The organism is Streptomyces sp. NPDC014727 (genome assembly GCF_043083485.1).
GTDB lineage: Bacteria > Actinomycetota > Actinomycetes > Streptomycetales > Streptomycetaceae > Streptomyces.
Genome location: NZ_JBIBYR010000013.1, coordinates 140,762 through 153,566, shown reverse-complemented (window position 1 = coordinate 153,566; position 12,805 = coordinate 140,762). Strand labels below are relative to the sequence as shown.

9 protein-coding genes and 1 tRNA gene are annotated in these 12,805 nt (G+C 69.8%); 5 read left to right on the top strand and 5 right to left on the bottom strand.

Going from position 1 to position 12,805, the window contains the following annotated elements; all coding sequences use genetic code 11:
• Window positions 1–247: 247 nt before the first annotated feature.
• On the bottom strand, window positions 248–1,654 hold the full coding sequence (locus tag ACF1B9_RS21780; protein ID WP_391743024.1) for a cystathionine beta-synthase: 1,407 nt from the start codon (window positions 1,652–1,654) through the stop codon (window positions 248–250).
• Between the two features lie 155 nt (window positions 1,655–1,809).
• On the opposite strand from ACF1B9_RS21780, the gene ACF1B9_RS21775 reads away from it, so the two are divergent.
• The 3 genes from ACF1B9_RS21775 (at window position 1,810) to ACF1B9_RS21765 (ending at window position 5,599) form a co-directional block, all read left to right on the top strand.
• A complete protein-coding gene (locus tag ACF1B9_RS21775) occupies window positions 1,810–2,976 on the top strand; it encodes an SGNH/GDSL hydrolase family protein (protein ID WP_391743173.1) in 1,167 nt (388 codons plus the stop codon).
• Between the two features lie 130 nt (window positions 2,977–3,106).
• Window positions 3,107–4,327: an acetyl-CoA C-acetyltransferase gene (locus ACF1B9_RS21770; RefSeq protein ID WP_391743026.1), complete on the top strand. Its 1,221-nt coding sequence runs from the start codon at window positions 3,107–3,109 to the stop codon at window positions 4,325–4,327.
• A gap of 441 nt (window positions 4,328–4,768) precedes the next feature.
• Window positions 4,769–5,599 carry a hypothetical protein gene (locus ACF1B9_RS21765; protein WP_391743174.1) on the top strand — a complete coding sequence of 277 codons (831 nt, stop codon included), beginning with the start codon at window positions 4,769–4,771 and terminating at the stop codon, window positions 5,597–5,599.
• Between the two features lie 67 nt (window positions 5,600–5,666).
• Here the strand turns inward: ACF1B9_RS21765 and ACF1B9_RS21760 are convergent, their stop codons facing one another.
• From ACF1B9_RS21760 to ACF1B9_RS21750, 3 genes are all read right to left on the bottom strand, one after another.
• Window positions 5,667–5,984 (bottom strand): hypothetical protein, encoded by a 318-nt coding sequence (locus tag ACF1B9_RS21760; protein WP_351076734.1) that lies wholly within the window; start codon window positions 5,982–5,984, stop codon window positions 5,667–5,669.
• 181 nt (window positions 5,985–6,165) lie between these two features.
• Window positions 6,166–7,053, bottom strand: a complete 888-nt coding sequence (locus ACF1B9_RS21755; protein WP_391743027.1) for a Bax inhibitor-1/YccA family protein — start codon at window positions 7,051–7,053, stop codon at window positions 6,166–6,168.
• Between the two features lie 235 nt (window positions 7,054–7,288).
• Window positions 7,289–7,374 (bottom strand) — tRNA-Leu (locus tag ACF1B9_RS21750).
• 628 nt (window positions 7,375–8,002) lie between these two features.
• On the opposite strand from ACF1B9_RS21750, the gene ACF1B9_RS21745 reads away from it, so the two are divergent.
• Together ACF1B9_RS21745 and ACF1B9_RS21740 are read left to right on the top strand one after the other, a co-directional pair.
• Window positions 8,003–8,770, top strand: a complete 768-nt coding sequence (locus ACF1B9_RS21745) for an ABC transporter ATP-binding protein (protein WP_351076728.1) — start codon at window positions 8,003–8,005, stop codon at window positions 8,768–8,770.
• A gap of 58 nt (window positions 8,771–8,828) precedes the next feature.
• Complete coding sequence (locus tag ACF1B9_RS21740) at window positions 8,829–11,357, top strand: ABC transporter permease (RefSeq protein WP_391743028.1); 2,529 nt, start codon at window positions 8,829–8,831, stop codon at window positions 11,355–11,357.
• A 98-nt stretch (window positions 11,358–11,455) separates the two neighbouring features.
• Here the strand turns inward: ACF1B9_RS21740 and ACF1B9_RS21735 are convergent, their stop codons facing one another.
• A complete protein-coding gene (locus ACF1B9_RS21735) occupies window positions 11,456–12,760 on the bottom strand; it encodes a class I SAM-dependent methyltransferase (protein ID WP_391743029.1) in 1,305 nt (434 codons plus the stop codon).
• Window positions 12,761–12,805 lie beyond the last annotated feature (45 nt).

Sequence of the window (12,805 nt, the reverse complement as noted above, 5' to 3'; positions counted from 1 at the left end):
GACGGTGGAGGTCCGGGAGCCGCTCCGTAGTCCGTGTCGCCGTATCGGGTGCCGACGGGTTCCCCCGCCGACACCCATCAATGTGCCCGACCCGTGTTAAGCCGGTGCTGCGCGTACGTGTCGCGCTCGTACCGTTTTCGCGAAGCCCGGCCCCGCGGACCGCCACACCTCACGGACCGCGGTGCCTCGCGGACTGCCACACCTCGCGGGCCGTTACGCCTCGCCGGCCACCACGGCTCCCCGGCCGTTACGGCTTTCCGGTCCCCGCGTCCTTGGCGAGGAACGCCAGCAGGTCCTGCCGGCTGACCACGCCCTTCGGCTTGCCCTCCACCAGAACGATCGCCGCGTCCGCCGCGTTCGCGCCGCCGAGCACCGCCATCAGGTCCTCGACGGGTTCGCCGGAGCCGACCTGCGGCAGCGGCGGCGACATGTGCTTCTCCAGCGGGTCGGAGAGCGAGGCGCGCTGCGCGAACAGCGCGTTCAGCAGCTCGCGTTCCACGACCGATCCGATGACCTCGGCGGCCATCACGTCCGGGTGGCCCGCGCCCGGCTTCACGATCGGCATCTGCGAGACGCCGTACTCGCGCAGGACGTCGATCGCCTCGCCGACGGTCTCCTCGGGGTGCATGTGGACGAGCGTCGGGATCGGGCCCTCCTTGTGGTCGAGCACGTCCCCGACCCGCGCGGACGGGCCGGTGTCCTCCAGGAAGCCGTAGTCGGCCATCCACTCGTCATTGAAGATCTTGCTCAGGTAGCCGCGGCCGCTGTCGGGCAGCAGCACGACGACCACGTCGTCCGGGCCCAGCCGCTTCGCGACCTCCAGGGCGGCGACGACCGCCATACCGCAGGAGCCGCCGACCAGCAGCCCCTCCTCCTTGGCGAGGCGGCGGGTCATCTGGAAGGAGTCCTTGTCGGACACGGCGACGATCTCGTCCGTGACCGTCCGGTCGTACGCGCTCGGCCAGAAGTCCTCGCCGACGCCCTCGACGAGGTACGGCCGCCCGGAGCCGCCGGAGTAGACCGAGCCCTCCGGGTCCGCGCCGACGACCTTGACCGAGCCGCCGCTGATCTCCTTCAGATAGCGGCCGGTGCCGCTGATGGTGCCGCCGGTGCCGACGCCCGCGACGAAGTGGGTGATCTTCCCCTCCGTCTGCTCCCACAGTTCGGGACCGGTGGTCTCGTAGTGGGAACGCGGGTTGTTGGGATTGGAGTACTGGTCGGGCTTCCAGGCGCCGGGAGTCTCACGGACGAGCCGGTCGGAGACGTTGTAGTACGAGTCGGGGTGCTCGGGGTCAACGGCCGTCGGGCAGACGACGACCTCGGCACCGTAGGCCCGCAGCACATTGATCTTGTCCGTGGACACCTTGTCCGGGCAGACGAAGATGCACTTGTACCCCTTCTGCTGGGCGACGATCGCCAGGCCGACGCCCGTGTTGCCACTCGTCGGCTCGACGATCGTGCCGCCGGGCTGCAGTTCGCCGCTCTGCTCGGCGGCCTCGATCATCCGCAGAGCGATGCGGTCCTTGACCGAACCGCCGGGGTTGAAGTACTCGACCTTGGCCAGGACCGTCGCCTGGATGCCGGCCGTCACACTGCGCAGCCTCACCAGCGGGGTATTGCCTACGAGACTGATCATCGAATCGTGGAATTGCACCGTGTACTCCGGGGTCTCCGAGATGGTCCGGCAAGGGTATGCGTACGGGCGCGAGATTGGGCGAAGCGATTGAGCAACGGTCCCCGCGGGGCAGTTAGCTGTATGTACGGCGGTACGGCAACGAGGAGGTGGACCGGACTGTGTCAAGAGCAAGGGTGGCACGGCGGATCGCGGCGGGCGCGGCCTACGGCGGCGGCAGCATCGGGCTGCTCGGCGCGGCGGCGGTGGGCGTACTGCTGGCGGAGGTCCAGCTGGCGAAACGGCATGTGGGCGGCGGTGTCGCACCGGTTCCGCCGAGCGCGGACGGACGGTACGGGGTGGCGTTCACCGGCCCCGCGGACCCGTTGCGACTGGGGTTGCTGGGCGACTCGACGGCGGCCGGACAGGGGGTGCGCCGGGCCGGGCAGACGCCGGGGGCGTTGCTGGCGTCGGGGCTCGCGGCGGTGTCGGAACGGCCGGTGGATCTGCGCAATGTGGCACAGCCGGGCGCCCGGTCGGACGATCTGGAGCGGCAGGTCTCACTGCTGCTCGCCGATCCCTCCCTCACGCCCGACGTCTGCGTGATCATGATCGGGGCCAACGATGTGACGCACCGGATGCCCGCCACCCAGTCGGTGCGCTGTCTGACCACCGCGGTACGCAGGCTGCGTACGACGGGTGCGGAGGTGGTGGTCGGCACGTGCCCGGATCTCGGCACGATCGAGCCGGTCTATCAGCCGCTGCGCTGGCTGGCCCGGCGGGTGAGCCGACAGCTGGCGGCGGCGCAGACGATCGGTTCGGTCGAGCAGGGTGGGCGCACGGTGTCGCTGGGCGATCTGCTGGGGCCGGAGTTCGAGGCGAATCCGCGGGAACTGTTCGGCCCGGACAACTACCACCCGTCGGCGGAGGGGTACGCCACGGCGGCGATGGCGGTCCTGCCCACGCTCTGCGCGGTCCTGGGGCTGTGGCCGGAGTCCGACCGGCTGGACGGTGCCCGGCGCGAGGACATGCTGCCGGTGGCCAAGGCGGCCTCCCAGGCGGCCAGGGAGGCCGGTACGGAGGTCACGGGGGCCCGAGCGCCCTGGGCGCTCCTCAAGCACCGCAGGCGGCGGCGTCTGCCCGCGGCCACGGAGCCCCATCCGAACCCGGAGACACAGGGGGAACCCGAGCCGGACGCACGCGAGGACGCGCACGCGGACCCGCGCGTGGGCCCGCGCGCGGAGGCGCCCACGGAGACACACGGGGAACCGTACGGGGAACCGTACGGAGAGCCGGACGGGCAGTCGCGCGGCGGGACGAGCGGGGAGGCGAGCGGCGAGGCGCACAACCTCCCGGCCAATTGATCGACTGAGCGGTCGCTTAGAAAAGAGGTCCGCGTCACATGCGCTGCCCGGTGACCCAGCATCTACGTACAGGTAACTTCCAAGTCAGCACCTGCCAGAACCCGCCTTCCAGCCCTCATGGAGCCGCGTGATGCCCGAAGCCGTGATCGTCTCTGCTGCCCGTTCCCCCATCGGCCGGGCCTTCAAGGGGTCGCTGAAGGACCTGCGCGCGGACGACCTGACCGCCACGATCATCCAGACCGCGCTGGCCAGGGTTCCCGAGCTGGACCCGAAGGACATCGACGACCTGATGCTCGGCTGCGGCCTTCCCGGTGGCGAGCAGGGCAACAACCTGGGCCGCATCATCGCCGTGCAGATGGGCATGGACCACCTTCCCGGCTGTACGGTCACCCGCTACTGCTCGTCCTCCCTGCAGACCAGCCGGATGGCACTGCACGCCATCAAGGCCGGCGAGGGCGACGTCTTCATCTCGGCCGGTGTCGAGATGGTGTCCCGCTTCGTGAAGGGCAACTCCGACAGCCTGCCGGACACGCACAACCCGCTGTTCGCCGACGCCGAGGCCCGCACCGCGACCCGCGCCGAGCAGGGCGGTGACGACTGGCACGACCCGCGCGAGGACGGGCTGGTTCCGGACGCGTACATCGCGATGGGGCAGACAGCGGAGAACCTGGCCCGGCTCAAGGGCGTCACCCGTCAGGACATGGACGAGTTCGGCGTGCGCTCGCAGAACCTCGCCGAGGAAGCCATCAAGAACGGCTTCTGGGAGCGTGAGATCACCCCGGTCACCACCCCGGACGGCACGGTCGTCTCGAAGGACGACGGGCCGCGCGCGGGCGTCACCCTGGAGGGCGTGCAGGGCCTGAAGCCGGTCTTCCGCCCCGACGGCCGGGTCACCGCGGGCAACTGCTGCCCGCTCAACGACGGCGCGGCCGCGCTCGTGATCATGTCCGACACCAAGGCGCGCGAGCTGGGCCTGACCCCCCTGGCCAGGATCGTCTCGACCGGCGTCTCGGGCCTCTCCCCCGAGATCATGGGGTACGGACCGGTGGAGGCCAGCAGGCAGGCGCTGAAGCGGGCCGGGCTGACCATCGACGACATCGACCTGGCCGAGATCAACGAGGCGTTCGCCGCCCAGGTGATCCCTTCCTACCGCGACCTCGGTCTGCCGCTGGAGAAGGTCAACGTCAACGGTGGCGCCATCGCCGTCGGCCACCCCTTCGGCATGACCGGCGCCCGGATCACCGGCACACTGATCAACAGCCTGCAGTTCCACGACAAGCAGTTCGGCCTGGAAACCATGTGCGTGGGCGGCGGCCAGGGCATGGCGATGGTCATCGAGCGGCTGAGCTGAGCTGCAGCGGAGGGTAGGGGGCGCCTGAGGAACGAAGGCGGCACCTGCCCGCAGCGGAAGCGAAGCGAACGCGACCACAAGACCGAGCGGCTGAGCTGAGCTGCAGCGGAGGGTAGGGGGCGCCTGAGGAACGAAGGCGGCACCTACCCTCCGCAGAAGCGAACGCACTCCAGCGCAACCACAAGATCGAGTGGCTGAGCAGTGGCCGGTTCCGAGCCCCGACCGTGACCGAATCTCCCCCAGGATGTGACCTATCTCCTGGGGGAGACCCATTCCCGCAGGTCACACCCATAACAGGGTTAAACCTCAGGCCCAAAGACCTGTCCAATTCGTGACGTAATGCACTGACACCGGGCGCAGGTAGAGGACAAGCTGAGGTAGGAAGTCGGGGGATCGATTGAAACCGGGAGTATGTCAGTGAGCGCCATGTCTCTTGCCCTGTTGCTGACCACCGCCGCAGCCACGGCCGTGGGCGCCGCTGCTCTGCACGCTGCTCACGGGCTGCGCAAGCAGATCACGGCCCTGCGGACGGAGCTGACCGTGGCCCGCGCCCACGAGGTCGCCGTGCCCACGCAGAGTCGCAACGACGTCACCCCGGCCGCCGAGATACGCGCGGCCGTCGCCGAGGCGCTCGCCGAGGAGCGGGAACGCGAGCTCGCCGAGGCCCGCGCCTTCTGGGCCTCCCAGGAAGCGCGCGATGCCGCCGACGCCCCGTCCCTGCTGGGCGGTCTGACCGGGATCGGTGAGGACGCGCCGTTCTTCCTGCCGCGCCAGGCCGACTTCGCGGGCCTGGAGGCCATGGACTTCGACACCACCGAGGCGCTCGAAGAGCTGACGGAACTGACCGAGCTGGCGGACGTGACCGAACTGCCCGAGACGGCCGAGTTCGCCGAGGACTCCCCCGAGCTGGCCGCGGCCCGTCGCCGCCACCCCTCGCACCCCGACTTCGTACCGGTGCAGACCCCGGTCGTCACCGACCACGAGCGCACCGTGAACCGTCTGGAGGAGCTCGCGGACAGCCGTACGGAGCTCGCGGATGTGCGCCCCGGCCCGCTCGGCACTCTTGATGTCTATGTCTTCGCCGACGGCACCACGCTCTGTATGACCCCCGGCCACCGCGAGACGGCCGAGCGGCTGGCCGAGGCGCTGCTCGCGGGCGAACACCCCGTTCTGCTGGGCGGCTCCGGTGTCTCCGGCGCGTACGCCCTGACGTTCTCCTGCGGCGAGGACAACGTCTACATTCTCGCCGACCGCGTCATCGCGTCGTTCTAGAACCCGGATCCTCCGGGCGGAGCGGCTCTCACCGGCCCGCCGCCTCCGGGCCACCGCCTGCCCGCCGCTACGCGAACGCCCGCGCAGCCGCCTCCACCACGAATTGCACGGCCTCGTCCAGCTCAGCCGACGGGGCCGTTTCCAGTGCCACCGCCAAGTCACGACCCGCTACGGCGAGTTGGTCGCCGATCGCGAAGATCCCGGCGTCCGGCATGATCCGCGGCTCCCGGTCCGGCGCCTCGATGCGCTGGGCCCGCACAGCCAACTCTCTGGCCGTGGCCAGCCCCTCGGCAGCCGCTCCACGCTGCAGCCGGCTCTGCGGGGCGGCGCGCAGCCGGTCGGCGAATCGGTCCACGGCGGTGATCAGCGGGGTCGTATCGAGCACTCCGCGACCCTACGCGCCCTTGCGGGACGGTTGCCAACGGGCCGACGCTCGGGCACGGCGTCGGGAAGGACCGGCCAGGCGCAATGCGCCGGGGGACGCCGATGTTCCGCCGCAAAGACGCGGAACGGCCCGCAGGCGGTGAGCCTGCGGGCCGTTCCGTATCGCGTCGCGGGTCCGTACGTCAGTCGTCGCCGCTGAGGATGGAGAGCAGGCGCAGCATCTCCAGGTAGATCCACACCAGGGTCATGGTGAGGCCGAAGGCCGCCAGCCAGGACTCCTCGCGCGGAGCGCCGTACGCGATGCCGTCCTCGACCTGCTTGAAGTCCAGGGCCAGGAAGCACGCACCGAGCACGATCCCGATGACGCCGAAGAGGATGCCGAGGCCACCGCTGCGGAAGCCCAGGCCGTCACCGCCGCCGAAGACGGCGAACAGCAGGTTGACCACCATCAGGAGCATGAAGCCCATGGCGGCGGCCATCACGAAGCCGTAGAAGCGGCGGGTGACGCGGATCCAGCGCATCTTGTACGCGAGCAGCACACCGGCGAAGACACACATGGTGCCCATCACCGCCTGCATCACGACGCCCGGTCCGATGTACGTGCTGACCGCGCTGGAGATCACTCCGAGGAAGACACCCTCGAAGGCCGCGTACGAGACGATCAGCGCCGGGGACGGCCTGCGCTTGAAGGACTGCACGAGCGACAGGACGAACGCCACCAGGGCGGCGCCGATCGCGATGCCGTAGGACTTGCCGAGATTGGCCTCGTCGACCGGCAGCAGGGCCCAGGCGAGCGCGGCACCGAGCACCACGGTGCCCAGCGTGATCGCCGTGCGCGTGACGACGTCGTCGATCGTCATGGCACCGGAACGCGCCGGTGCCTGCGGAACGCCGTACTGGGTGTCCTGCTGGGCGTAGGGGTTGGTGGCGTACGGGTTGGCGGCGGTGCCCTGCGCGTACGGGTTGGCACCCGCGACGGGGGCCCCGGCCTGCGGCGCCGCGTTGAAGCCCGCGTATCCGTTGTCGCGGCTGAAGCCCCGTCGCGAGAAGACCGGGTTGCTGCTCCTCATCTCACTCCTCCATGGCCACCCTGCGTGGCCTTCCCACAAGAGTAATAGGTAGGCAAAGGAATCAGACTAGTGCTTGGGGAGGATCTTTGCGGAAGCCGAACGGCACGCGGACGGGCGCGAGCCGAGGGCCGACGCCCGCCGGAGCCGGCCGGGCGGGTGACCACGATGCGGCCGGGACGGGAAGGGACCACGCGCGTCCCGGGTCATCCCCACTGGTCGGACCTTGCGCGCTGGGTGGTGCCCGGAACCGGACTCGAACCGGTACGCCCCCGAGGGGCAGCGAGGTTTAAGCTCGCCGTGTCTGCATTCCACCATCCGGGCCTGGCGCGCGGCTCCGCGTTGGCACATGACCCTATCCGGGCGCTTCCTCCGATCAGCCGATCGGTGGCGCGATGTTGTCTTATTTTATTGACCGTTTGAGGGGTCGTCAGCACTCGCGGGAGCCCATCGTCACATGCCTGGGCGGGGTAACGAGCACCAAGACCGGTATTCCGGATTGACGTAAAGTCGCCGCACTCGGACGGCGCATTCGCCAGGCACGCCCCGGTGTTCGCCATGGGTGCGCCACCCGGTCGGACGACGGTGCCTCAGACGCACTGCGAACGCGGGCCGGCGACGACCCCTCCCAGGGTCCGGGAACCCCTCGTCCGTGACGCGGAACACGACGCTGTCCCGGCAGCGGGTTGACGGGTATGCGGCACCGGGCGGGGCGGCCGGAGGGAATCACGGGCCCTCGGCCGGACGGATGGACCTCTCAGGGTCGGTGTCATACCGAAGGAGGACACCGGAGCCCTTCGGTGCGACTCAAGACGGCCCCGGGAACGGGCACGGGGACTGACGATCCGCGGCGATAAGCCGGTGACGATGGAGGGGTTCCGAACTCAAGCGGACGCAACCGAACGCACCCCCGGACGAAGCCCTCGGCCGGAGCCCGAATCAGGAGATTCCCGTGACCACTTCCACCGCACACCGCGTCACCACGGTGGCTGCCCGCGCCACGGATCTGTCGAAGGTCTACGGCGAGGGCGAGACCAGGGTGACGGCTCTGGACCGGGTCTCCGTGGACTTCCCGCGCGGCGAGTTCACCGCGATCATGGGCCCGTCCGGCTCCGGCAAGTCCACGCTGATGCACTGCGTGGCGGGCCTCGACAGCTTCAGCAGCGGTTCGGTGCGGATCGGCGAGACGGAGCTGGGCTCTCTCAAGGACAAGCAGCTCACCCAGCTCCGCCGGGACAAGATCGGCTTCATCTTCCAGGCGTTCAACCTGCTGCCGACGCTGACGGCCGAGGAGAACATCACGCTCCCCATGGACATCGCGGGCCGCAAGCCCGACGCGGAGTGGGTGCGCAAGGTCATCGACATGGTGGGCCTCTCCGACCGGCTGACCCACCGTCCGACCGAGCTCTCCGGCGGCCAGCAGCAGCGCGTCGCGGTGGCCCGTGCCCTGGCTTCGCAGCCGGAGATCATCTTCGGTGACGAGCCGACCGGGAACCTGGACTCCCGCTCCGGCGCCGAAGTCCTCGGCTTCCTGCGCAACTCGGTGCGCGAGCTGGGACAGACCGTGGTGATGGTGACCCACGACCCGGCGGCCGCCTCCTACGCGGACCGGGTGATCTTCCTCGCGGACGGCCGGATCGTCGACCAGATGATGCACCCCACCGCGGACGGGGTCCTCGACCGGATGAAGGCGTTCGACGCCAAGGGCCGCACCAGCTGACGCCCGCCCTTCTCCGCACCATCCGCCGGAACCCCTCCCCATCCCAGGACTGACAGACATGTTCCGTACCGCCCTGCGCAATGTGCTCGCGCACAAGGCCAGGCTGCTGATGACCGTGCTCGCCGTGATGCTCGGCGTGGCCTTCGTATCCGGCACCCTGGTCTTCACCGACACCCTCGGCAACGCCCTGCGCAACCAGTCGGCCAAGAGCTACGACGACGTCGCCGTGGCCGTCACCACCTACGCCGACCAGCGCGACGAGAAGGCGCCCGGCATCACCGCCGCCACCCTGAAGAAGATCCAGGGCCTGGACGGCGTCGACACCGCCACCGGCCGGGTCTCCGGCTTCGCCGGGGTCGCCGACCCCGACGGCAAGCTGATCGGCAACGGCTGGTCGAACACCGGCGGGAACTACTCCCCCGGCAAGAACGGCAAGGACCCCGCGTACACCTTCGTCGACGGCAAGGGCCCGGACGCGGCCGACCGGATCGCGCTCGACGAACAGACCGCGAAGAGGGGCGAGTACCACGTCGGTGACCGGGTCCGGGTCGCCACGAACGGGCCGGTGAAGGAGTACACCCTCTCCGGTGTCTTCACCACCGAGGACGGCGCGGTCAACGCGGGCGGCAGCCTGGTCCTCTTCGACACCGAGGTCGCCCAGAAGCTCTACCTCAGGCCCGGTCTGTTCAGGGAAGCCAACGTGTCCGCCGCACCCGGCGCCTCCGCCGAGAAGCTGCTGGCCGAAGTCAAGCCGCTGCTGCCCAAGGACGCCGAGGCCAAGACCGGCCAGGCGCTCGCGGACGAGCAGGCCAAGCGGATCGAGACCGGTCTGAGCGGTCTCAACACGATGCTGCTCGCCTTCGCCGGCATCGCCCTGTTCGTCGGTGTCTTCCTGATCGCCAACACCTTCACCATGCTGGTGGCCCAGCGCACCAAGGAACTGGCACTGATGCGCGCCGTCGGCGCCTCCCGCCGCCAGGTCAAGCGCTCCGTGCTCCTCGAAGCGGCCGTCGTCGGTGTGATCGCCTCGGTCGTCGGCTTCGCCCTCGGCCTCGGCCTCGCCACCGGACTGCGCTCCGCGATGAGCCTGATCGGCGGAAGGATCCCGGCCGGACCGCTGGTCGTCTCGCCCACCGCGGTCCTCGCCGCGTTCGCCGTCGGTGTCCTGATCACCGTGCTGGCCGCCTGGCTGCCCGCCCGCCGGGCCGCCAAGATCCCGCCGGTCGCGGCGATGAGCAGCGTGCACGCGACGGCCACCGTCAAGTCCCTGGTGCTGCGCAACTCGATCGGCGCGGTGCTCACCCTGCTGGGCGCGGCGGCGATCGTGGCGGGCGCGGCCAAGAGCGGATCGGGCGGCCGGACCGTCATCGCCGTGGGTGCCTTCCTCGCGCTGATCGGTGTCATCGTGCTGATCCCGCTGCTGTCGCGACCGGTGATCGCGCTGGTCCGCCCGCTGCTGAAGCGGCTGTTCGGGGTCTCCGGCAAGCTCGCCGCGCAGAACGCGGTCCGCAACCCGCGCCGTACCGGTGCCACCGCCTCCGCGCTGGCGATCGGCCTCACCCTGGTCACCGGTATCTCGGTCCTCGGTGTCACCCTCGGCCAGGCGGTCGACCGGATGACCACGGACAACATCAAGGCCGACTACATGGTGACGATGGCGAGCGGCAGGCCGCTCGACACGTCGGCCCTCGCCGCCCTGCAGAAGGCCGACGGAGTCTCGGCGATCTCGCCGCAGCAGGCCACCTCGCTCCAGGTCAAGGACGAGTACCACTCCGCGTCCGCCGTCACCCCCGGCGACGTCCAGAAGCTCTTCGCGCTGACGACCGTCTCCGGTTCACTCGACGCGCTGGACAAGGGCGAGATCGCCGTCGATGAGAAGACGGCCAAGTCCAACGGCTGGAAGACCGGCGACACTCTCCGGGTGAAGTTCGACGACGACAAGAAGGGCGAGCTGAAGGTCGGCGCGGTCTTCGAGGGGAACGAACTCCTCTCCCCGGTCCTGGTCCCGAAGAACGTCGCCGATGCGCACGGCAGCCAGGCGGACATCCGCGAGATCTGGCTGAAGATGGACGGCGGCGCGACCAAGGCCAACGAGCAGGCCCTGGTGAACGCGCTGGGCGACAACCCGGCGATGAGCATCATGGACCGTCAGGACATCCGTGACATGTTCGGCGGCTCGGTCAACCTCGCCATGAACATCATGTACGGGCTGCTGGCGATGGCCCTGATCATCGCGGTGCTCGGGGTCGTCAACACCCTGGCGATGTCGGTCTTCGAGCGCCAGCAGGAGATCGGCATGCTGCGGGCGATCGGCCTGGACCGGCGCAGGGTGAAGCGCATGATCCGGCTGGAGGCCGTGGTCATCTCGCTCTTCGGCGCGGTGGTCGGTGTCGGGCTCGGCGTGTTCCTCGGCTGGGCGATCGGACAGACCCTGTCGTCGGACATCCCGAACTACGCACTGGTCCTGCCGTGGGACCGGATCGCGGTCTTCCTGGTGCTGGCAGGCATCGTGGGTGTGCTGGCCTCGCTCTGGCCGGCCCGCAGCGCCGCGAAGCTGAACATGCTGACGGCGATCAAGACCGAGTAACGGGCCGGGCGGTACGTCACGGACCCGCCCAAGGGCCGGTACACGCAGCACGGAGCTGCGCGTACCGGCCCTCGGTGTGTCCGGTCCCGGTCCCGGTGTCAGCCGGTCGCCGGAGCCGTCCACTCACGGGCCCGCAGCGGCATGCGGGAGGCCCCGCCCGCCGCCGGGCGCACCACGAGGATCTGGTTGACACCGATCTTGTTGTGCTCGAAGGAGAGGGCGGAGGCGGCCATGTAGAGCCGCCAGACCCTGGCCCGTCCGGGCGAGGTCGTCCGGACCGCGCGGTCCCAGTGCTTCTCCAGATTGGCGACCCAGCGCCGCAGGGTCAGTGCGTAGTGTTCGCGGATCGACTCGACGTCACGGGTTTCGAAGCCGGCTTCTTCGAGGGTGGTCACGGTCCGTCCCACCGGGGCCAGTTCGCCGTCCGGGAAGACATAGGCGTCGATGAACTCGTCCACGTGGTACGCGGACTCGTCCTTCTCGGGGCGGCGGGCGATCTGGTGGTTGAGCAGCCGGCCGCCGGGCTTGAGCAGTGCGTAGAGGTCGTCGGCGTATTCGCGGAAACGGACGGAGCCGACGTGCTCCGCCATGCCGATGGACGAGATGGCGTCGTACGGGCCGTCCCTGACGTCCCGGTAGTCCTGGACCCGGATCTCGATCCGGTCGGTGAGGCCCTCTTCCGCGATGCGCTTGCGGGCAAAGGCGGCCTGCTCGACGGAGAGGGTCACTCCGGTGACCCGGGCACCGTAGGCGCGGGCCGCGTGCATGGCCATGGAGCCCCAGCCGCAGCCGACGTCGAGGAGCCGGTCGCCCTCCTTCAGCCCGAGCTTGCGGCAGACGAGGTCGAGCTTGTCGCGCTGGGCGTCCTCAAGGTTTCCGTCGTCCTCCCAGTAGGCGCAGGAGTAGACCATGGACGGACCGAGGACCAGTTCGTAGAAGTCATTGCCCACGTCGTAGTGGTGGCTGATGGCCTCCTTGTCGCGGCGCTTGGTGTGGAGGGTGCCGGTGCGGCGGCGCACCTCCTCGGGCGGCGGCGCGGGCGGGAGCCAGGGACCCGCGAGCTGCAGCAGCCCCGTGGCGAAGGCCCGCACCTTCGGGTCACGGACCGGGTGGACGCCGGGCGTGGCCTTTGCGCCGCGGTCCCAGATCAGCGAGGCCAGCAGATCCAGAGCCTCGTACAGGTCGCCTTCGATGTCCAGATCACCCGCCACCCAGGCGCGTGCCAGGCCCAGTTCGCCCGGCTTCCAGAGCAGCCTGCGCAGCGCGCGGCGGTTCCGGATCACAAGAACGGGGGCTCCGGGCGGTCCGGTTTCGCTGCCGTCCCAGGCCCGGATACGGACCGGCAGCTTTTCTCCCAGCAACTCCTCGGCGAGAGCGGTCAGCCGCAATGCGGCGTCTGCCATGGCGCACACCTCCGTGATGGTGTTTCCCAATGTGCCCAAACATGC